At 74.6% G+C, this 21,125-nt stretch carries 19 protein-coding genes; 13 read left to right on the forward strand and 6 right to left on the reverse strand.

Annotation, left to right across the window (positions count from 1 at the left end; genetic code table 11):
* Nucleotides 1-45: 45 nt before the first annotated feature.
* The 4 genes from SNE206_RS15565 to SNE206_RS15580 form a co-directional block, all read right to left on the reverse strand.
* Nucleotides 46-1,416 carry an aspartate aminotransferase family protein gene (locus SNE206_RS15565; RefSeq protein WP_407913944.1) on the reverse strand — a complete coding sequence of 457 codons (1,371 nt, stop codon included), beginning with the start codon at nt 1,414-1,416 and terminating at the stop codon, nt 46-48.
* 77 nt (nt 1,417-1,493) lie between these two features.
* Complete coding sequence (locus SNE206_RS15570; RefSeq protein ID WP_407913945.1) at nt 1,494-2,765, reverse strand: cytochrome P450; 1,272 nt, start codon at nt 2,763-2,765, stop codon at nt 1,494-1,496.
* Nucleotides 2,766-2,831: 66 nt separating this feature from the next.
* On the reverse strand, nt 2,832-3,569 hold the full coding sequence (locus SNE206_RS15575) for an SDR family oxidoreductase (protein WP_407913946.1): 738 nt from the start codon (nt 3,567-3,569) through the stop codon (nt 2,832-2,834).
* Entirely contained in the window at nt 3,566-4,309 is a 744-nt protein-coding gene (locus tag SNE206_RS15580) for a class I SAM-dependent methyltransferase (RefSeq protein ID WP_407913947.1), read from the reverse strand. Before SNE206_RS15580 ends, SNE206_RS15575 begins: the two co-directional genes overlap by 4 nt.
* Before the next feature lie 226 nt (nt 4,310-4,535).
* Between SNE206_RS15580 and SNE206_RS15585 the strand changes: the two genes are divergently transcribed.
* From SNE206_RS15585 to SNE206_RS15610, 6 genes are all read left to right on the forward strand, one after another.
* A complete protein-coding gene (locus tag SNE206_RS15585) occupies nt 4,536-5,528 on the forward strand; it encodes an aldo/keto reductase (protein ID WP_407913948.1) in 993 nt (330 codons plus the stop codon).
* Nucleotides 5,529-5,778: 250 nt separating this feature from the next.
* Nucleotides 5,779-6,999 (forward strand): MFS transporter, encoded by a 1,221-nt coding sequence (locus SNE206_RS15590; protein WP_407913949.1) that lies wholly within the window; start codon nt 5,779-5,781, stop codon nt 6,997-6,999.
* 161 nt (nt 7,000-7,160) lie between these two features.
* Entirely contained in the window at nt 7,161-9,164 is a 2,004-nt protein-coding gene (locus tag SNE206_RS15595) for a non-ribosomal peptide synthetase (protein WP_407913950.1), read from the forward strand.
* Complete coding sequence (locus SNE206_RS15600) at nt 9,161-9,943, forward strand: thioesterase II family protein (protein ID WP_407913951.1); 783 nt, start codon at nt 9,161-9,163, stop codon at nt 9,941-9,943. Before SNE206_RS15595 ends, SNE206_RS15600 begins: the two co-directional genes overlap by 4 nt.
* A 214-nt stretch (nt 9,944-10,157) precedes the next feature.
* Nucleotides 10,158-10,958 (forward strand): SDR family NAD(P)-dependent oxidoreductase, encoded by an 801-nt coding sequence (locus SNE206_RS15605; RefSeq protein WP_407913952.1) that lies wholly within the window; start codon nt 10,158-10,160, stop codon nt 10,956-10,958.
* Nucleotides 10,959-11,199: 241 nt separating this feature from the next.
* A complete protein-coding gene (locus SNE206_RS15610) occupies nt 11,200-11,568 on the forward strand; it encodes a VOC family protein (protein WP_407913953.1) in 369 nt (122 codons plus the stop codon).
* Between the two features lie 97 nt (nt 11,569-11,665).
* Here SNE206_RS15610 and SNE206_RS15615 read toward each other — a convergent pair whose 3' ends face one another.
* The gene (locus SNE206_RS15615) at nt 11,666-12,679 is read right to left on the reverse strand and encodes a helix-turn-helix domain-containing protein (protein ID WP_407913954.1); all 1,014 of its coding nucleotides are present in this window, start codon (nt 12,677-12,679) and stop codon (nt 11,666-11,668) included.
* A 244-nt stretch (nt 12,680-12,923) separates the two neighbouring features.
* Between SNE206_RS15615 and SNE206_RS15620 the strand changes: the two genes are divergently transcribed.
* The 7 genes from SNE206_RS15620 to SNE206_RS15650 all read left to right on the forward strand — a co-directional run bounded on the left by SNE206_RS15620 (nt 12,924) and on the right by SNE206_RS15650 (nt 19,805).
* Nucleotides 12,924-13,892, forward strand: coding sequence for an alpha/beta hydrolase (locus tag SNE206_RS15620; RefSeq protein WP_407913955.1), 969 nt, complete (start codon nt 12,924-12,926; stop codon nt 13,890-13,892).
* A gap of 95 nt (nt 13,893-13,987) precedes the next feature.
* Complete coding sequence (locus SNE206_RS15625) at nt 13,988-14,716, forward strand: GPR1/FUN34/YaaH family transporter (protein WP_407913956.1); 729 nt, start codon at nt 13,988-13,990, stop codon at nt 14,714-14,716.
* Nucleotides 14,717-14,817: 101 nt separating this feature from the next.
* On the forward strand, nt 14,818-16,707 hold the full coding sequence (locus SNE206_RS15630) for an amidohydrolase (RefSeq protein ID WP_407913957.1): 1,890 nt from the start codon (nt 14,818-14,820) through the stop codon (nt 16,705-16,707).
* Nucleotides 16,708-16,778: 71 nt separating this feature from the next.
* Nucleotides 16,779-17,453: a hydrolase gene (locus tag SNE206_RS15635; RefSeq protein ID WP_407913958.1), complete on the forward strand. Its 675-nt coding sequence runs from the start codon at nt 16,779-16,781 to the stop codon at nt 17,451-17,453.
* A gap of 15 nt (nt 17,454-17,468) precedes the next feature.
* Nucleotides 17,469-17,993: a DoxX family protein gene (locus SNE206_RS15640; RefSeq protein ID WP_407913959.1), complete on the forward strand. Its 525-nt coding sequence runs from the start codon at nt 17,469-17,471 to the stop codon at nt 17,991-17,993.
* A gap of 55 nt (nt 17,994-18,048) precedes the next feature.
* Nucleotides 18,049-18,900, forward strand: coding sequence for an alpha/beta fold hydrolase (locus SNE206_RS15645; RefSeq protein ID WP_407913960.1), 852 nt, complete (start codon nt 18,049-18,051; stop codon nt 18,898-18,900).
* Nucleotides 18,900-19,805 carry an alpha/beta hydrolase gene (locus SNE206_RS15650; protein ID WP_407913961.1) on the forward strand — a complete coding sequence of 302 codons (906 nt, stop codon included), beginning with the start codon at nt 18,900-18,902 and terminating at the stop codon, nt 19,803-19,805. The genes SNE206_RS15645 and SNE206_RS15650 overlap by 1 nt, the downstream gene beginning before the upstream one ends.
* A gap of 134 nt (nt 19,806-19,939) precedes the next feature.
* Here the strand turns inward: SNE206_RS15650 and SNE206_RS15655 are convergent, their stop codons facing one another.
* The gene (locus tag SNE206_RS15655) at nt 19,940-20,965 is read right to left on the reverse strand and encodes a helix-turn-helix domain-containing protein (RefSeq protein WP_407913962.1); all 1,026 of its coding nucleotides are present in this window, start codon (nt 20,963-20,965) and stop codon (nt 19,940-19,942) included.
* Nucleotides 20,966-21,125: the final 160 nt, after the last annotated feature.

Consider the following 21,125-nt stretch of genomic DNA (forward strand, 5'->3'; position numbering starts at 1 on the left):
CACCGGGCCGCGGACACCCGGGGGCCGCGGTGCTGCCGTCCTGCGTCAGGCGGTGGCGTACGCCACCGCGGCGGTGAGCCCGTCCGCGACGGCGGCCGCACCCTCGTCGTCGATCACCAGCGGGGGCACCGCCACCACGGACGGTCCGATCTGGCGCAGCAGGAGGCCCTGCTCCCGGGCGCGGGCCACGGCGCGGGCGGCGGTCTCCTCCGAGACGGTCTCCACCGCCACGATGAGCCCGAGCCCGCGTACGTCGACGACCCCCTCCGTCCGCGTCAGGGGCGCGAGCCGGCCGAGGAGCCCGGTGCCGAGGTGCTCGGCCCGCGCGCACAGGTCCTCCTTCTCGATGACGTCGAGGGTGGCGAGGGCGGCGGCGCACGCCACGGCGTGCCCGGAGGTGGTGTGGCCGTAGCGGAGGCCCCCGACGACCGGATCGCGGTCGAAGGTGTCGTGGACGTGCTGCTGCACGGTGACCGCCGCGAGCGGCACGTACCCGCCGGTGAGGCCCTTGCTGGAGACCACGATGTCGGGGGCGACGTCCTCCCGCAGGCAGGCGAACATCCGCCCGGAGCGCCCGTAGGCGGTGAACACCTCGTCGACGACCAGCAGGGTGCCGGTGGCGTCGCAGAGCTCCCGCAGCCCCCGCAGGAAGCCGGGCGGCAGCACCACGGCGCCGCCGACGTTGAGGAACGGCTCCACCACCACGGCCGCGGGCAGGTCGTCCGGGTCGTCGCCGACGGCCTGCCGGAAGGCCTCCAGCAGCGCGGGGAGCGACTCCTCGCGGCGCAGCAGGCGCGGCTCGGCGGGCAGGTCGACGAGGGTGACCGGCAGCGGCGGGCTGAGCAGGTGACGGCTGCGGGGGAGGGCGGACATGCTGCGGCTGAGCAGGGTGGCGCCCTGGTAGCCGCGGGCGAAGGTGACGACCCGCGAGCGCGGCCGGCCCACGTGCGTCCAGTACGAGGTGGCGATCATCACGGCGGCGTCGAACCCCTCGGAGCCGCTGTTGACGAAGAGGGTCTTCGACAGGCCGGGGGGCAGGTGGGCGGAGAGGCGTTCGGCGAGCAGCCCGGCGGGCTCGTGGCCGGCCACCGAGAGGTCGGCGTGGTGCAGCCGCGCGGCCTGGCCGGCGATCGCTCGCAGCACCTCGGGATGCCCGTACCCGCAGGTGGAGTTGAGGGCGGACGCGTCGACGTAGCCCCGGCCGTCGATGTCCCACACGCGGTGGCCGGAGCCGTGCGTGAGGGTCAGGGCCGAGCGGTCGGCGCTCAGCGGCGACCAGGTGTGCCAGACGTGCCGCCGGTCGCGGGCCCGCGCGGCCTCGGCCCGGTCGGTGCGGGCCCGTGCGGCCGGGGCGGGCGTGGTGGGGGCGGGCGTGGTGGGGGTGACAGGTGCTGCGGCTGTACGGGATCCGTCCATGGCGTGGTTGTCTCCTGCGCGTGTCGGAGGTCCTGGGGATGCGCGGCTGTCCGGGGGTTCGCGGAGGCGGCGCCCGGTCACCGGGGGGTGAGGCGCACCGGGAGCGTCTCGGGGCCGCGGACGGCGATCGAGTGCACGGGGTGTGCGGGCCCGGTGCGGTCGATCCGGGCGTCGAGGTCGAGGAGTTCGGTGTAGAGGATGCGCATCTGCGCGCGGGCCAGCGTGCTGCCGATGCAGAAGTGCTCGCCGCCGCCGAACGCGAGGTGCCGGTTGGGGGTGCGGGTGATGTCGAAGCGGTCGGGGTCGTCGAAGACGGCCTCGTCGCGGTTGCCGGACGGCACCCACAGCACCACGCGGTCGCCCGCCTCGACGTGCCGGCCGTGGATGTCGACCGGACGGGTGGCGGTGCGCATGCTGTGGGTGGCGCTGGACGTCCACCGCAGCACCTCCTCGATCGCGGAGGGCATCAGGGAGCGGTCCCCGCGCAGCCGGCGGAGCTGGTCGGGGTGGTCGAGGAGGGCCTGCACCCCGCCGGCCAGGGCGAGCCGGCCGTTCTCCGTGGCACCCACGAGGTTCTCGCAGTTGAGCACGATCTCGTACTCGGTGAGCGGTTCGTCGTCGATGAGCCCGCACACCAGCATGCTGGTCAGGTCGTCGGTCGGGTCGGCCGTCCGCCGGTTCATCAGGTCGATGAAGTAGCCCATGAGCCGGGGGGAGGAGGCGAGGGAGAGACCGGCGGCGAAGGCCTCGTCCGTCCACGCGAAGAGGGACTCGTGGTCCTCCTCGGGCACCCCCATGATGTGGCCGATGACGTAGATCGACAGCCGTCCGGCGACGTCGTGGACGAGGTCGCACTCGCCCTGCTCGACCGCCCGGGCGAGGATCGCCCGGGTCGCGGCCCGCATGGGTTCCTCCAGCGAACGGACCGAGCGCGCGGTGAACCAGTCGGCGACGATGCCGCGCAGCTGCTTGTGCCGCGGGGGGTCGGTCAGCGCGAGGGTGGTCCCGCCGCCCGGGTCGTCGCCGAGTGCGGCGGGCCGCAGCAGGACGCCCCGGGCGGAGCTGAACACCGCCGGGTCGCGGTAGACGGCCCGGATGTCCTCGTGCCGGGTGAGCGACCAGAAGGCCGGGAGCTCGCCGGCCTCGTGCCGGCGGACCGGCGCGTGCGCGCGCATCCACCGCCACACGGCGAACGGGTCGCCGTCGGCGTGCAGGGCGGGGTCGACGAGGGCGTTGGGCGAGGCCGGGGCGTCGGACGCGGGCGGCGTCCCGGCGGGTGAGGTGGGTGCGGCGGCTGCGGCGGACAAGGTGGGTGCGGTGGCTGCCGGGGTGGTCGTGGGTGCCGTCATGGCGGGCCTCCTGACGGGACGGATGCGGTGGGTGAGGTGGGTGCGGGGGCTGCGGACCGGGCCGACCTACCAGGCCACCCGGCCGCGGTCGTCGAAGAAGCCGCCGGTCGGGCCGTCGTCCGGCAGCGTGGCGAGCTCGACGACGGCGCGGGCGCCCTCCTCGACGCTGCGCGTGCCGCGGAAGGCGTTCATGTCGGTGGCGGTGTAGCCGGGAGACGCCGCGTTGATCTTCAGGTGCGCCAGCTCCGGGTCCTCGGCGAAGGCTCGGGCGTACTGCACCGTCAGCATGTTGAGCGCGGCCTTCGAACTCGCGTAGGCGAGGCGCAGCGAGGCGTCGCCGGGCAGGTCCGAGCCGTCGGCGGTCAGCCCGATCGAGGCGGTGGTGCTGGAGACGTTGACGATCCGCGGTGCGGGGGCGCTCCGCAGCAGCGGCAGCAGGGCGTGGATCACGGTGACCACGCCGACGACGTTCACGGCGAGGGTGTCCTGCATGACGGCGCCGGTGGTGTCGGTGGCGCGCGCCCCGAGGAACGTGCCGGCGTTGTTGACCAGCACGTCGAGCCGTCCGTACTCCTGCGTGATCCGCGCGGCGACCGCCGTGACGCTCTCCGCCTCGGTCACGTCGAGCCGTACCGGGCGGACGCGGACGCCCTCCCCGGCCAGCGTGCGGGCCGCCTCGGCGCCGCGGTCGGGGTCGCGGCTGGCCAGCAGGACGGTGGCCCCGCGCAGCGCCAGCCGGCGGGCCGTCTCCCGACCGATGCCCTTGTTGGCCCCGGTGACCAGGGCGACGGTGGCGGCGCTCACCGGGCTGGCCGGTACACGGAGACGTGGCCGGTGCTGTCGGGGCCGAAGGGCCGTCCGGACCAGTCGGCGAAGCGCCGGTCGAGGCGCAGCCCGGCCCGGGCGGCCATGAGGTCGAGCTCGGACGGCCAGCAGTAGCGCTCGGCGTGGGGGCGCAGGTGGACGCCGTCGGCGTCGAAGGTGATCTTCTGGCTGTGGAAGCGCTGCGCGGCGAGGTCGAACCGGTAGACCTCGATGGTGGCGGAGTCCTCGGTGACGGCGAGCGTCTCGACGCGCTGGCCGCGGTCGAAGAAGGACGGGTCGGGCACGTAGGCCTCGACGACGAACGCGCCGTCCTCGTCGAGGACCCGCGCGACGTTGCGGAAGCAGTCGGCCTGGCGCTCCGGGTCGATGAGGTTGAAGAGGGTGTTGAACACCAGGTAGACGAGGGCGAAGGGGCCTTCGGCCGGGACGTCGGCCATGTCGCCGACGACCACCGGGATCGCGGTGCCGCCGGGCTTCTCCCGCAGGCGCCGCACCATGCGGTCGGAGCCCTCGACGCCTTCGACGCGGACTCCGCGTGCGGCCAGCGGCAGGGCCACCCGGCCGGTGCCGACGGCGAGTTCGAGCGCTCGGCCGCGGCCGGCGAGGTCGGCGAGGAAGTCGACGGCAGGGGCCGGGTCGAGGGTGGTCTTCTCGTCGTAGTCGTCGGCCCACTCCTCGCCGAAGAGTGCCGGATCCCCGAACTTCTTCCTGGCGGTCATACGAGCCCTTTCGGTCGGTGGCGGTCGGTCCCGCGCGGTGGCGGGCGGTCCCGTGCGGAGCCCCGTCCGGCGGCCCGGTGCCACGCGACCGGTCGTCGGGCTGCCTGTCGTGGGGCTGCCGGTGGGCGCACCACATTGCCAGATGAGGCAAGAATATGGCAAGTTGTTGACAAGGGGAGGATCCGGCCGCGGCCGGGTCCTCCGACACCGACAGGAGGGCGGCACCGTGGAGCGCAGGACCTTCGAACGGATCGGCAGGGAGGTGTCGGCCGTCGGCCTCGGCACCTGGCAGCTCGGCGCCGACTGGGGCGCCGTGGACGACCGCGAGGCCCTCGCCGTGCTGCACGCGGCGGCGGACGCCGGCGTGACGTTCCTCGACACCGCCGACGTCTACGGCGACGGTCGCAGCGAGCGGCTGATCGGCGCGTTCCTGCGCGAACGGGGCGGTGACGGACCGTCGGTGACGGTCGCCACCAAGGCCGGGCGGCGGGCCGCCCGGCAGGACCCGGCCGCGTACACCCTCGACAACCTCCGCGCCTGGACGGACCGTTCGAGGCGGCTCCTCGGGGTCGACCGGCTCGACCTCGTGCAACTGCACTGCCCGCCCTCGGCGGTGGTCTCCTCCGACGCGGTGTACGACGCACTCGACGCCCTGGTGGACGAGAAGCGCGTCGCGGCTTACGGCGTCAGCGTGGAGAGCTGCGACGAGGCGCTCGCCGCCATCGCCCGGCCGGGCACCGCGAGTGTGCAGATCATCCTGAACGCCTTCCGCCGCAAGCCGCTCGAACGGGTGCTCCCCGCCGCCCGGGAGGCGGGCGTCGGCATCATCGCCCGGGTGCCGCTCGCGTCCGGACTGCTGTCGGGGGCCTACCGGCACGACTCGGCGTTCGCCCCCGACGACCACCGCGCCTACAACCGCGGCGGCGCCTCGTTCGACGTCGGCGAGACGTTCTCCGGCGTGGACTACGCCGACGGCGTGGACGCCGCCGCGGAGTTCGCCGCGCTCGCACCCGCCGGTGCCACGCCCGCCCAGACCGCGCTGCGCTGGATCCTCCAGCAGCCGGGCGTCACCACCGTCATCCCCGGTGCCCGCAGCGCCGCGCAGGTGCGGGCCAACGCCGCCGCCGCCGCGCTCCCGCCGCTGGATGCCGCGGTGCTGACGGCCGTCGAGGCCCTGTACGACCGGCGGATCCGCGCCGCCGTCCACCACCGCTGGTGATGCCGCTGGTGGCGCCGCCGGCGGCACCGCGGCTGCGTCGGGGGCGTCGGTGGCGGCCGCCCGTGCGTAGAGCGCGGGTCGGCCGTCGATCGCCCGGGGCCGGCCATTGCCACCATTGGCAACCATGTGGCAAAGTATTGCCAATGCGTGGTGCGGCGTCCGGCGCAGGCCCGCCGAGGGCCGCAGGCCGCGCGGCACGTTCGACGACCGGAGCCGCCGCGCACCGGCTGACGGAGGGGTGGACCGGCCGATGGCGACACCGGAGAAGGACCTGATCCGCACGGACCGGCCGGAGGGGCCGCTGCCGCCGCGGGTGCGCTGGGCGGCACCCGCGCCGTTCCTGGTGGCGGGCCTGCTCTTCGCCAACTACTACCTGCGGATGCCCTCGCTGAAGGCGGAGTTCGGGCTGTCCAACGGCCTGCTGGGCCTCTACCTGCTCCTCCCGGTCGTGACCGGACTGGTGACGCTCCAGTGGGCCGGCTCCCTGGTCGCCCGCTTCGGCAGCGGCGCCCTCGCCCGGGTGATGATCGTCGCGCTGCCCGCCTCGCTGGCCTGCCTCGCCCTCGCCGGCAACCGCGTCCTCTTCATGGCGGCCCTCCTGGTGTTCGGCGCGGTCAACGGCCTTGTCGACGTGTCGATGAACGCCCACGCCATCGCGGTGGAACGCGCCCTCGGCCGCCCCATCATGAACAGCTGTCACGCGGCCTGGAGCATCGGCACGCTGACCGGCGCCACCGTCGGAGGCCTCGTCGTCAAGGCCGGCGTCGCCTACCCGGCGCACTACCTTGCGGTGAGCGGCGTCCTCGTGGTGCTCGCCCTGGCGGCGGGCCGGTCCATGCTGCCCGCCTCCGCCGACCGCGCCGCGCCGGAGGCCGACCCCGCCGCGCCGCGCGCCGGATGGCGTGACGGATGGACCGGCCGCGTACTCGTGCTGGGCCTCACCGGCACCGTCGTCCTCGTCTCGGAGGCCGTCGTGGGCGACTGGGGCGGCATCTTCCTCCATGAGGAACTCGGCGCCACCCTGGCCATGGCCTCCGTCGGCTACATCTGCTTCAGCTTCTGCCAGGCCGGCGGACGGCTGGTCGGCGACCGGCTCAACGCGCGGTTCGGCGCGTCCACCCTCGTCCGCTGGGCCGGTGCGCTCGCCGTGCTCGGCCTCGCCGTGGTCGTGGTCAGCCCGACCCCGGTCCTCGCGGTGATCGGCTTCGGCCTGCACGGGGCCGGCCTCTCCGTGATCGTGCCGCTCATCTTCAGCGCCGTCGGCCACGGCGCCGCCGAGGACGGTGCCGCACCGGACTCCGCCGCCGCGACCGCCGCCCTGGCCAAGGTCAACACCCTGACCTACGGCGGATTCCTCGCCGGACCGGTGCTGATCGGCTGGTTCGCCGACGGCTTCGGACTCGCCGCGACCCTCGCCGGCCTGCTCGTGCTGCAGGTCCTGACGGTCGCCACCGGACTCCGCCGGGTGTGATCCGCCGGGTGTGATCCGCCGGGCGTCCGTCCGGCGTCCGTCCGACCTGCGCCGCACGGGCGCGCACCCCGTGTCCGTGCCGCGTCCGTGACGCGTCCCCGTGCCGCGCGTCCGCAGGCGGGCCCGGCCCCGCAGCCCATCGACGACACAGAGGAGTGCTGATGACCATATCGACACCGACGGCCCCGGCGGGCCGCCGTCCCCTCGACCCGGCAGGCCACGACGGCAGCCCCGCGGACCCCGGTTGCGGCACCCCGCTGCCCGGCGGCCGGCCCGGCCTCGTCCACGACCTCGTCGCCGGGTTCGCCCGCACCGACCCGCACCGGACGGCCGTCGTGGCGGCAGGCCGGAGCATCGACTACCGCACCCTCGACGGCTGGGCCGGACGGATCGCCGCACGGCTCACCGCCGCAGGGATCGGGCGCGGCAGCCGCGTCGGCGTGCTGGCGGCACCCTCCACGGGGATGGTCGCCGCGGTGCTCGGCGTACTGCGCGCAGGCGCCGCCTTCGTCCCCGTCGACCCGGCGAACCCGCCGCTGCGCACCGCGGAACTCCTGGACGGCGCCGGGGTCGCGGCCGTCGTGACCGCGGGGGACGTCGGCTCCGGCACGCTCCCCGGCGTCCCGGTGGTCCCGGCCGACGCCGAGGAGCACACCGACACCCCGGCCGGCCCGCCGGCGGGCGCGGCCCCCGACGACCCGGCGTACGTCATCCACACCTCCGGCAGCACCGGCCGGCCCAAGGGCGTGCTCGTCGAACACGGCCAGCTGGCCGCCTCCACCCTGGCCCGCCGCCTCGTCTACCCCGGGGCGCCGGTCTTCCTGCTCGTCTCGCCGCTCGCCTTCGACTCGTCGATGGCCGGCCTGTGGGGCACCCTGACGGCCGGCGGCACCCTCGTCGTCGCCACGTCCGAGGAGGTGCGCGACCCGGAGGCGCTCGTCCGCATCGTGGAGCGGCACGCGGTCACCATGCTGCTGTGCGTGCCGTCGCTCTACCGGGTCGTCCTCGACGCGGCCGACCGGCTCGGCCCGACGCGCCTGCGCTCCCTCGACACCGTGGTCGTGGCCGGCGAACCGCTGCCGCCGGAACTGATGAACCGTCACTTCGCCCTGCGCGGCGGGCCGGTCGCACTCGTCAACGAGTACGGTCCCACCGAGGCGACCGTCTGGGCGAGTTGCCGCCGCTACGACGAGCCGGGCGCCGTCTCCGTCGGCCGGCCGGTGCCCGGGGCCCGGCTCTACGTCCTCGACGAGCAGCAGCGCCCCGTGCCGCCCGGCTGCGAGGGGGAGCTGTACATCGGCGGCGCCGGTGTCGCCCGGGGCTACCTCGGCCTGCCCGAGGCCACCGCGCGGGCCTTCCACGACGATCCGTTCGCACCCGCGCCGGGCGGCCGGATGTACCGCACCGGCGACCTCGTCCGCTGGAACGCCGACGGCATGCTCGACTTCCTCGGGCGCCGCGACCACCAGGTGAAGATCCGCGGCCATCGCATCGAACTCGGCCACGTCGAGGCCCGGTTGTGCGAGCTTCCCGGTGTCCGGGAGGCCGTCGTGGTGCCCGACGCGGAGCACACCGCACTGGCCGGGTACGTCCTCGCGCCGTCCCGCCCGGCCGCGGCGCTGCTGCGCACCCGGCTCGCCGAGCTGCTGCCCGCCGTCATGGTGCCGGCCCGGATCACCGTGCTCGACGCCTTCCCGAGGACGGTCAACGGCAAGGCCGACCGGGCCGCCCTCACCGCCCTGCCGGAGCCGGTGTCGGTGTCGGTGCCGACGGGGGCGCCCGCGGACGGGCCGCCCGCCACGGCCGGGGCCACGGCGCAGCCCGGGCCGCAGACGGCCGACGGCGACCTGACGGCCCGCGTCGGCGACGCCTGGCGCGACGTGCTCGCCGTCGACACCGTGCCCCGCGACGTCAACTTCTTCGACCTGGGCGGCCATTCGCTCGCGATGTTCCAGCTGCAGGACGCCCTGGAGGCCCGCACCGGCACCCGGCCGTCCGTGGTGGCGCTGTTCCGCCACACCACCGTCACCGCACAGGCGGAGCTGATCCGCACCGGCGGCGCCGACGCGGACGCTGCGCGGGGCGGCGACCGGCACGCCGCCGCCCGCCGGGCCCGTGCGCTCCGCGCCGAACGGCAGCGCGCCGGCCGGGAGGCCGCGAAGTGACCCGGCCCGCCACGATCTGGCTGCAGTGCGCCACCCCCGTCGACGACCCGCAGCAGCGCCTGATCTGCTTCCCGCACGCCGGCGGTTCGGCGTCCTTCTACCGCGACTGGGGCGCGCACCTGCCCGGCACGGAGGTGCACGCCGTGCGCTACCCCGGCCGGGCCGAACGCCTCGCCGAGCCCCCCGCCACCGATCTGCGCGCCCTCGCCGCCGTGATCGCGGAGGCGCTGGAGCCGCTCGCCGACCGCCCGCTCGCCCTCTTCGGGCACAGCATGGGGGCACCGATCGCCCTGGAGACCGCCCGGGTGCTGGAGGCCCGCGGCATCCGCCCGGCACACCTCTTCGCCTCCGGCTCGTGCGACGCCCCCCACCCCGACCCGGCCGCCGGGGAAGGCGCCGAGGAGGGCGGGGAAGGCGCCGAGGAGGGCGGGGAGAACGCCGAGGACGACGCCGCCGTCGTCGAGCGGTTGCTCACCCTCGGCGGCACCGACCCCGAACTCGCCCGTGACCCGGCCTTCCAGGAGCTCGTCCTGCCGTACGTCCGCGCCGACAGCCGGATGTTCCACACCTACCGGCCCCGCCCGGAGACGCCCCTGCGCTGCCCCGTCACGACGATCGCCGGCGATGCCGACACCGACGCCGACCGGCGGCCCTGGAGCGAACTCACCGCGGGCCCGGTGCGCGCGCACACCACCCGGGGGGACCACTTCTACCTCGTCGACCGCCCCCCGTACGAACTGATCCTGGCCACGCTCGCGCCCGCCGCCGCCCGCGGCTGACCGGCCGGCCCCGTACGCGCCCCCGCCGCAGGCCGTCCCCGCGGCGGGGGCGCCGAACGTACCGGCCCGCCCCCGCGCACCGGCCCGAGGCCGCCTCCCGGCACCCGTCCGCACCCCCGTCCGCCTGCACCCGCCCGCACCCCCCCCGCACCCCCCGTACCGCCCGCCATCCCCCCGTCGGCGGCCCGCCCCGGGCCGCGCCCAGGAGGCCGCCATGCGCATCACCGGAGCCACCGTCCTGCTCACCGGCGCCACGGGCGGCATCGGCCGCGCGCTCGCCACCGGCCTCGCCCGGGCCGGCGCCCGGCTGGTGCTGACCGGCCGCCGCTCCGAGGCGCTCGACCGCCTCGCCGCCGACCTCGGCGCCCGCGCCGTACCCGCCGACCTCGCCGACCCGGCCCAGGTGGCCGCCCTCGCCGACGCCTGCCCGGACACCGACCTGCTCGTCGCCAACGCGGCGCTCCCGGCCAGCGGCGAACTCCTCGACTACACGCCCGAGCAGATCCACCGCGCCCTGACGGTCAACCTGTACGCGCCGGTGCTCCTCGCCCGGCTCCTCGCCCCCCGCATGGTCGCCGCCGGCCGCGGTCACCTGGTCTTCGTCGGTTCGATGTCCGGCAAGGCCGCCACCCCGGCCTCGTCGCTCTACACGGCCACGAAGTTCGGCCTGCGCGGCTTCGCGCACAGCCTCCGGCAGGACCTGCACGGCGCCGGTGTCGGCGTCTCGCTCGTCCAGCCGGGGTTCGTCCGCGACGCGGGCATGTTCGCCGCGACCGGCGCGGCCGTCCCCAGCGGCGTGCGCACCGTCGCCCCCGGCCACGTGGCCGCCGCCGTCCTCCGCGCGGTGGAGCAGAACCGCGGCGAGACCAACGTGGCGCCGCTGAAGCTGCGGTGGCGGTGCGCCGTCGCCGGGCAGTTCCCCGGCTGGTCCGGGCGGCCGCGCCGCGGTGCGGGCACCGGGGCCGCGGCCGAGGCGGCCCGCCTGATCGTCGACGCCCAGCGGGCCTCGCGCTGACCTCCGCCCGGACACCGCCGCAGGTCAGGTCCGGCCGGGCGCACGTCCACCGCTGCAGGTCCGGTCAGGACCCGGGAAGCGCCGGGCCCGGCCTGCCCCTGGTGTTCCGGTGCGACTTCATGATCCTGCGTGGGCGTGGGAGCTGTCGACCACGTCAGGGCCGGGTCACGAGGGGTGAAGCTGATCGGTATGGTGTGACGCGACCTGTCCTCGAGAGCGTGACGGCCGTGACGGAGCAGCCATGCCCCCGCAGATGAAACTGACGGCGATAACACTCGACTGCCCTGATCCGCAGGCGTTGGCCGCGTTCTACCGGCAGGCCACCGGTCTCGCACTTCACCCCGGGTCCGACGACGACTTCGCGGGCCTCACCCGTGAGGGCGGGCTGCTCATCGGCTTCCAACGGGTCGACGACCACCGGGCCCCGAGCTGGCCGGACCAGGCCGTGCCGCAACAGTCCCACCTCGACTTCGCAGTCGATGACCTCGACGAGGCCGAGGCCCTGCTGCTGGAGCTGGGCGCGTCCAAGCCGGAGTACCAACCGGGCGGCGACAGGTGGCGGGTCTTCACCGACCCGGCCGGGCATCCCTTCTGTCTGACCGGAAGCTGAACCTCCCGCAGCCTCCCACCCGACAACCGCCCCCGTTTCAGCGGGACTCGGCGTTCCCGTGCACGGTCCGGCCGGCAGCAGGAGCGGCCGCCGCTCTCTACCCGTGCCGGTCGTCGGGACAGGTCGCCCTGTCGGCACCGCTGTGGGCAGGGGGACGGATCCGATGGCGCCGCCACTCGCCCGGGGTGACCCCGTAGGCGGCGCGGAAGCGCCGGGTGAAATGGCTGGGGCTGGTGAAGCCGCAACGGGCCGCCACGGCGGAAACGGGCAGTGTGGCGTGGCGGGGTGAGGCCAGGAGCCGGCATGCCGCCTCCAGCCGCTCGCTGATGAGCCACTGTTCGAGACGGATGCCCGCGCGTCCCAGCAGCACGTACAACTGCCTCTTGGATATGGCGTGTTCCAGGGCGATGCGCTCCGGTCCGAGGTCGGGGTCGGTGAGGTGGCGGCGCGCGTATGTCATGATCCGGGCCGTCAGGGACATGTTCATGGCTGCTCTGACCCGTTGGTCCCGCTCGTCGTGCGCCGCCGAGGTCAGCAGGGCCCGTACGAGTTCGGTGGTGGAGTGGGCGAGGGCGCCGGCTCCGGGGTCCGCTTCGAGGCGGCCCGGATCACGGAAGACCGCCCGCAGATGCCCCAGGAGCAGGTCGTGCACGGGGCTGGCCCGAAGCCGTACGGAGGCCCGGACCACGGTGTCGACCGGCAGCCCGAGATACTCCATGTCGACGGTGACGGCCTGCGAGGCGCCGTGTCCGGACCAGCCGTAGGTGCGTGGCGCGAGTTCGTGGAAGACGCAGATGTCCTCCGGTCCCAGGGTGAACCGCCTGCCCGCCTGTTCGGCCCGGTGGACGCCCCTGGTCTGGAGCGAGACCGAGACCACCGGACGGTCCCGGTGGCGGCGCACGTGTCTGGCCGTGCGCCGGACCTCGAACCCGGAGCACCGCATGTCGAAGAGGTCCAGGCCGCCCACCCGCCATCCTTCGATCCGGGCGCTCATCCCCGCCTCGTGCTCCTCGTGGACTATCTCGTTCGGCACGGAGGTGTCCGTCATCGCGTGGTGGAACGCATCCACCCTCTCGCGCGGCACGAAGTCCTCCAAGTCCAGCAGCAGCACGAACCAATCCTCCAACACGGTCTCCGGGTGCGGCGGTGCCCATCCTCCCGGGAGGCCCGGGGCGCCCACGTGCCCGCCCGTGCACGTGACTGTTCTCCCGGTGCTCTCCCGGTGAAGCCCTGCACCGAGGGGCAGCGCTCCTGCACGCACGGACGACCGGCCCCCTCGGCCGCCGTCTAGCTTCGGACGTGCGCCGCCCCACCAGCGCGGCACACACCCCTCGATCCACGGAGAGGTCCGATCCATGACCGACCACATCCCTGTCGCACCGGTACTGGAACCGCAGGCCGCCGCCTTCGCCGAGGCGACCGGGACACCGCCGTTCCTGTTCCAGCTGCCACCGGCCGAGGGCCGCAAGGCCGTCGAAGAGGCCCAGTCCGGCGAGATCGAGCTGCCCGCCGTCGACGAGGAATGGGTGACCGTCCCCGGCGGTCCGACCGGCGAGGTGCGGTCCCGGATCGTGCGGCCCGCCGGTGCGCAGGGCGACCTGCCCGTCGTCGTCTTCGTGCACGGCGCGGGCTGGGTCTTCGGCAGCGCCCGTACCCACGACCGCCTGGTGCGCGAACTCGCCGTCGGCACCGGCGCCGCCGTGGTCTTCCCCGAGTACGACCTCTCCCCGGAGCACCGCTACCCGGTCGCCCTCGAACAGGTCTGGACCGTCGCCCGCTGGGTCGTCACCGACGGCGCCGCGCACGGCCTGGACGCCACCAGGATCGCGGTCGCCGGCGACTCCGTCGGCGGCAACCTGAGCACCGCGCTGACCCTGCTCGCCAAGGAGCGCGGCGGCCTGACGCTCGCCCACCAGGTGCTCTTCTACCCGGTGACCGACGCCAACTTCGACACCGGCTCCTACCGGCAGTTCGCCGAGGGCTACTTCCTGCGCCGCGACGGCATGCAGTGGTTCTGGGACCAGTACACCACCGACGAGAGCGAGCGTGCGCGGATCACCGCCTCCCCGCTGCGGGCCACCACCGAGCAGCTCACCAGCCTGCCCCCGGCCCTGGTGATCACCGCCGAGGCCGACGTGCTGCGCGACGAGGGCGAGGCGTACGCCGCCAAGTTGCGGCAGGCCGGCGTCGCCGTGACCGCCGTCCGCGTCCAGGGCGTCATCCATGACTTCGTCCTGCTCGACGCGCTGCGCGGCACCCATGGTGCCGAGGTGGCCATCGGGCTGGCCGTCGCCACCCTGCGCAAGGCCCTCGCCACCCACTGACCCCGGGCGTCCGGCGGACGGGGAGCGGGCCGCCTCCGCGGGCGGATCCCGGATCTCGTCCGCCGGCAGCGCCTGTCCCCAGCCCGAGGAGACCCATGGCCACCAGCGCCAGCACCCCCGAGGGGCCCGACGCCCCGATCCGGCCGGCCGGCGGCCGGCACCACGAACCCGACCTGCGCGGCATGACGCGCATCACCCTTCGGCCCATCGCCTCGCCGATGCCGCTCGGCTTCTACACCGTGGCAATCGCCTCGACCATCGTCGGCTGCCTCCAGCTCGGCCTGTTCGAGGACGGCGCCGAGCGCGCCGTCGCCCTCGCGATCCTGCCTGCCTTCTTCCTCCAACTCCTGGTGGGATTCCTGGCGTTCGGCGCCCGGGATGTCCTGGCGGCCACCCTGATGGCTTGCTTCTCCGGGATGTGGCTGGCCAGTTCGCTGGTCCTGGCCGCCGAACCGGCGCATGGCACGCGGGTGTTGGGCGTGCTGAACCTCTGCTTCGCCCTCTTCGCCCTGATGATGGCGAGCGTCGCGATGCCCAAGCGGGCGCTCTGGCTGGTGCTCTGCACCGCTGTGCCGCGCTTCGCGGTGGCCGCCGCCGCCAACCTCTCCGGCGTGCACCTGCTCGCCACCGTCTCCGGCGCGCTCGGCCTGCTGCTGGCCGCGGTGGCGATGTATGCGGCCTTCGCCCTGATGCTGGAGGACATGCGGGGCCAGGAGGTGCTGCCGATCGGCCGGCGCGGGCCCGCGCACCAGGCCGTGCACGGCGACCTGACGGTCCAGCTGCGCAACCTCGAACGCCACGCGGGCGTGCGCCGAACCCTCTGAGCCGGCCGCCCGAGCCCTGCGCGGCCCGCGCCCGCGCCCGCGCCAACGCCTACGCCCGCGCCCGTACCCCACCGCCGTGACACCCCCGAAAGCGAGTCACCATGCCCACGATGCCGGTCAGCGGCGTCACCCCCGGAACCGGCGACGGCGACGATGTCGTCCTGCGCAACGCCAGGATCCACACCGGCGACCCGCTGCGCCCAGCCGCCACCGCCCTCGCCGTCCGCGCGGGCCGGATCACCGCCCTCGGCGACGACGCCGACGTGGCCACCCGCATCGGCCCCCGCACCCGGATCGTCGACGCCCTCGGGCGCCGGGTCGTCCCCGGCCTCAACGACTCGCACCTGCACGTCATCCGGGGCGGCCTCAACTACGTGCTGGAACTGCGCTGGGACGGCGTCCCCTCGCTGCGCCAGGCCCTGGCCATGCTCCGCGAGCAGGCCGGCCGCACCCCCAAGGGCCAGTGGATCCGGGTGGTCGGCGGCTGGAGCGCCGAGCAGTTCGCCGAGCGGCGGATGCCGACCCCGGCCGAGCTCACCGCCGCGGCCCCCGACACCCCGGTGTTCGTGCTGCACCTCTACCAGTCGGCGATCCTCAACCGGGCCGCCGTCCGCGCGGCCGGCTTCACCCGCGACACCCCCGACCCCCGCGGCGGCCAGATCGTCCGGGGCCGCGACGGAGAGCCCAACGGGGTGCTGCTGGCGGCGCCGGGCGCGCTGATCCTCTACTCCACCCTCGCCGCCGCCCCGACCCTGGACGCGGAGCACCGCAAGGTCTCCACCCGGAACTTCCTGCGCGAACTGAATCGCTTCGGCCTCACCTCCGCCGTGGACGCCGCCGGCGGCTTCCAGAGCTTCCCGGACAACTACGCGACCGTCATCGAACTGGCCCGCGCGGGCGAGCTCAGCGTACGGATCGGCTACCACCTCTTCCCGCAGACCGCCGGGCAGGAGCTGGCCGACCTCGCCCGCTGGGTGGAGACCGTGCGGCCCGACGAGGGCGACGAGTGGCTGCGGCTCAACGGCGCCGGGGAGAACCTGACCTGGGCGGCGGCCGACTTCGAGAACTTCTCCGAGCCCCGCCCCGAACTGTCCGCCGGGTACGAGGGCGAGTTCGAGCAGGCGGTCCGGCTGCTGCTGGAGCACGGCTGGGGATTCCGGCTGCACGCCACCTACGACCAGACCATCCGGCGCGACCTCGCCGTCTTCGAGAAGCTCGCCGCCGAGGGTCTGTTCCCCGGCGGCGGCCGCTGGCTCTTCGACCACGCCGAGACCGTCACCCCGGGCAGCCTGGAGCGGATCGCCGCGCTCGGCGGCGCGATCAGCGTTCAGAACCGGATGTCCTTCCAGGGCAAGGCCTTCGCCGACCGGTACGGCTCCGAGGCCGCCGCCCGCACCCCGCCTCTGAAGGAGATGCTCGCCTCCGGCATACCGATGGCGGCCGGCACCGACGCCACCCGGGTCTCCTCCTACAACCCGTGGGTCGCCCTGCACTGGCTGGTCACCGGGCGGACGGTCGGTGACCTGTGCCTCTACCCGCCGGACCGGCTGGTCCCCCGCGAGCGCGCCCTGGAGCTGTACACCCGCGGCGGCGCCCGGATCACCGGCGAGGACGAGGTCAAGGGCGTCCTCAAGGAAGGCTGGTACGCCGACTTCGCCGTCCTCAGCCACGACTTCTTCGCCGTGCACGCGGACGACATCCCGCACATCGAGGCCGTGCTGACCGTCGTCGGCGGCCGGATCGTCTACGCCGCCGGCGAGTACGAGGGCCTCGACGAAGCCGTCCCGCCGATCAGCCCGGCCTGGAGCCCGGCCGCCCACTTCGGCGGCTACCAGGCCACCCCGCCGCCGTCGGCGGCCGGCGCCCGTCAGGCCGACCTGCTGGTGCAGGCGGTCGCCGCCGGCGAGCAGCACCGGCAGTGGAGGGTCGCGCGCGGCCTCGCCGCCCCCGAGGAGCCGCCCGTCGTCCTCGACCCCTGCTTCGGCCTCTGACCCGCCCCTCGCGGCGGCCGCCCCCTTTCCGTTCCATCTCACGCACCGTTCACCTTCGGAAGGAACCCTTCGTGTCCGACTTCGACGTCAACCTCGACGCAGTCACCGCCGCGCCCAGCCGTGACCTGCTCACCCCCGACAACGCGATGATGCTGTTCGTCGACCACCAGCCGCAGATGTTCTTCGGCGCCGCCAGCACCGACCGTGTCGCCGTCATCAACGCCACCGTGGGCCTGGCCAAGGCGGCCCGGGCCTTCGACGTCCCCGTCGTCCTGTCCACCGTGGCCGCCGCCTCCTTCTCCGGGCCGATCCTGCCGCAGCTGCGCGAGGTCTTCCCCGAGCACGGCATAGTCGACCGGACCTCCATGAACGCCTGGGAGGACGAGGCCCTGGTGGAAGCCGTCAAGGCGACCGGCCGCCACAAGATCGTGCTCAGCGGCCTGTGGACCGAGGTCTGCCTGGTACTGCCCGCCCTTTCCGCACTCAGCCAGGGCTACGAGGTGTACGTCGTCGCCGACGCCTCTGCCGGCGTCACCCCGGCCGCCCACGAACACGCCCTCCAGCGGATGACCGCCGCCGGCGCCGTCCCCGTCACCTGGCTGCAGGTGCTCCTGGAGCTCCAGCGCGACTGGGCGCGCACCGAGACGTACGCCGCCACGACCGACGTGGTCAAGGAGCACGGCGGTGCCTACGGCCTGGGCATCGTCTACGCCCACTCCATGATCGACCCGCACGCCGCCGGCTGACCGGAGCCCTCGACCATGGACACCGACACCGGACTGCTCCTCCTGCGGCTCCTGGCGGGCCTGCTGATCACCGCGCACGGAGTGCAGAAGGTCAGCTTCCTGCTGGGCGGCAGCGGACTGGCGGGCGGCACCGAGGAGTTCCGGCACGACGGCTTCCGCGGCGGGGCGCTCACCGCCCTCGCCGCGGGGGCCGGCCAGGTCGGCTCCGGCCTGCTGCTGGCCGCCGGAGCCCTCACCCCGCTCGGCGCCGCCGGGGCCGTCGGCGTGATGACCGTCGCACTCACCGTCAAGTGGCCCAACGGCCTGTGGGTGCAGCACGACGGCTACGAGTACCCCCTCGTCCTCATCGGCATCGCCACCACGCTCGCCCTCACGGGCCCCGGCCGCCTCTCCCTCGACCACGCCCTGGGCCTGCCCCCCTGGCCCGGCTGGTCCGCCGCGGCGGCACTGGCGGCCGGCGCGGCCGGCGGCCTCGCCGTGCGCGCCCTGCTGCACCACCCGCCCGTACCCGCGCCCCAGGCTCCGCCGAGGTCCCCGTGACCGCACCGGCACCGGGCACCTGCGCCCTGCCCCCGTACCCGGAAGGACCCCGACCATGACCGGCCGTGCACCGAGCCGACGCCACACCCTGAAGAGGGCCGTCGGCGCCGCAGCAGCACTGACCGTCGCCTCGGCCGCCGCGGCCCCTGCGGCCGAGGCCCACGCCGGATCCGGCGCCGATGCGGAACAGGCGGGGACGCCGACCGTGGTCCTGGTCCACGGCGCGTTCGCCGACGCCTCCAGCTGGAACCCCGTCACCGAACGGCTCCAGCGGAACGGCCACCCGGTGATCGCCGTGGCCAACCCGCTACGCGGCCTCACCCACGACGCCGCTCAGGTCGCCGCCCGGCTCGCCGCCGTCACCGGACCCGTCGTCCTGGTCGGCCACTCCTACGGCGGGGCGGTCATCACCCAGGCCGCCGTCGCCGCGCCCGGCGTCAAAGCCCTCGTCTACGTCTCCGCGTTCATCCCCGACACCGGAGAGGTCCTCGGCGAACTCGCCGCGCGGTTCCCCGGCTCCCGGCTCGATGCCGCACTCGCCCCCGTCCCCGTACCCGGCCCCGACGGCACCACCGCCGTCGACCTCCACATCCGCCCCGACCGGTACCACGAGGTCTTCGCCCAGGATGTTCCGCGTCCCACCACCCGGGTACTGGCCTCGGGCCAGCGCCCGCTCAGCGCCTCCGCGTTCACCGACCGGGTGAGCGGCGCGGCGTGGCACACGGTGCCGTCGTGGACCCTGATCTCCACCCGGGACCGGGGCATCGTCCCCGAACTCCAGCGGTTCCAGGCCGCCCGGGCCCGGTCCCGGACGGTCGAGGTGCCCTCCTCCCACCTGCCGATGCACAGCAGACCCGATGCCGTTGTCGCACTCATCCGCTCCGCCTCCCGTACCGTCACCGTCTGATGCCCGCTTCGTCCGAGGAGCCACCCGTGCCATCGCCATCTCCCGCATCCACCGTGTCCTACGCACGTGACCTCGCCCGGGTCGAGGCGGCCAACGCCACCGGCCGGATCCCCGTCGTCTTCATCCACGGCCTGTGGCTGCTGCCCACCAGCTGGGACCGCTGGGCCGCGGTCTTCGAGGAGGCCGGCTTCGCACCCGTCACCCCCGGCTGGCCCGACGACCCGCAGACCGTCGAGGAGGCCAACGCCCACCCCGAGGTCTTCGCCGGCAAGAGCGTCGGCCAGGTCGCCGACCACTTCTGCGACCTCATCGGCAGACTCGACCGCAAGCCCGTGGTGATCGGCCACTCCTTCGGCGGGCTGATCACCCAGATCACCGCCGGGCGCGGCCTGGCCCGGGCATCCGTGGCCATCGACCCGGCGCCCTTCCGCGGCGTGCTGCCGCTGCCGCTGTCCTCGCTGCGGGCCGCGAGCGCTGTCCTCGGCAACCCGGCCAACTACCACCGGGCCGTCCCCCTGACCTACCAGCAGTTCCGCTACTCCTTCGCCAACGCCGTCAGCGAGGAGGAGGCCCGCGAGCTGTACGAGACCTTCGCCGTCCCCGCTCCGGGAGAGCCCCTCTTCCAGGCGGCCGCGGCGAACGTCAACCCGTGGACCGAGGCCAGGGTCGACACCACCTCCGCCGACCGCGGACCGCTGCTGATCATCTCCGGGGAGAAGGACCACACGGTCCCCTGGGCCATCGCCAACGCCTCCTACAAGAAGCAGGCCCGCAACGAGCACGCCATCACCGAGATCACCGAGATTCCCGGCCGCGGCCACTCCCTGACCATCGACCACGGCTGGCACGAAGTCGCCGGCACCGCCCTCACCTTCGTCCGCCGTTTCGCCGACCCCGCCTCCTAGAACGGGGCCGATCGGGTCCGGGGGAGGCGCGATCCCCGGGCCCGGCACCGCCGCCCGTTGTCGATCAGGCAGCGGGCGGCGCCGTTCGACAACGCCCGTTCGGCAACAGGGGGCCGCACCTCGATCACCCCCTGTCAGCCGGAGGCCTCCTCCGCTCGCGGCCGTGACTCCGTGTCAGTCTGCAGGCGGGGGCTCTCAGGGCCGGCAGCGTGCAGGGCCCGCCAGTCGCTGGGGGTGAGACCGTACGCGTGTTTGAAGGTGCGGCTGAAATGGGCGGCGTTCGGGAAGCCCCAGCGGTACGCCACCGCCGCGATCGACCGGTGACGTGCCGAGAGCGCCGCAAGTTCGGCACGGCAGCGTTCCAGTCGCTGCGACCGGACCCAATCGCCCAGATGCACGCCGTTCCTCGAAAGGACGGCGTACAGCTGGCGGAGCGAGACGTGGTGATGGGCCGCGATACGGGCCGGCGTCAGGTCGTGATCGCCCAGATGGGCCCGGACGTACTCCAGGACCCGTAGATGCAGGGTCTCCTGCGAAGTCTGGGAGGCTGTGCGGTGGTCACCGAGACGGGCCGTGACGAGAGCGCGCAGCAGTTCGATGCCCGGCCGGCCTGCCGCGTCCAGGCTGTGTCCGGAGGGCGATGCAGGCCGGGCCTGGTGGCGCGCGATTCGCCGCAGGCAGGTGGCGGTAAGGTCGGCCAGCGGGTTCCGGCGGCTGAACAGGACGGCGGTGGCACGGTCCAGAAGCCTTTCCGGCAGGGCGAGTTCAGCACGCGGGATCCGGAAGAAGTGCTGATGGATCCCGTCCCTGTTGAGGAGCGTGTAGGGCCGGGTGGTGTCGTACAGCGCCAGGTCGCCGGGCCGCAGCACGGCTTCCCTGGCATCCTGGACGACCATGCTGCTGCCGGTGACCTGCAACCCGACGAACACGCTCGGCTCCAGGTCGTCCCGGGCGAGTGCGGGAGTGCGCCGGACGGTGGTGGCGTTCGCCCGCACGGAGCAGACCGTCAGCGGCCCGATACGGCTGATCGCACCCACCGTGCGGATCAGCCGCGGGTCGGGTTGGTGGGTGATCTCCACCCGTACCACGCTGCTCCAGATCACCTCGCGGATCGCCTCGGCCCGCTCGTCAGGTGCCATGGCCGTGCTGTCGATCAACATCTGCTGGTTCCCCTCACCCCTGGCACCGCTCGGTGGGCCGGCGCGTGAACGAAGTCAACCGGGTGCCGGCACCGGCGACAAGGCGCGCCCGGGCAGCGGAAGGAGAGCCGGCCCGCCCCGGCGGAGCCCGCCGCCCACGCCTGCGGATCGCCGCCACCTG

It is taken from the genome of Kitasatospora sp. NE20-6 (assembly GCF_045862635.1).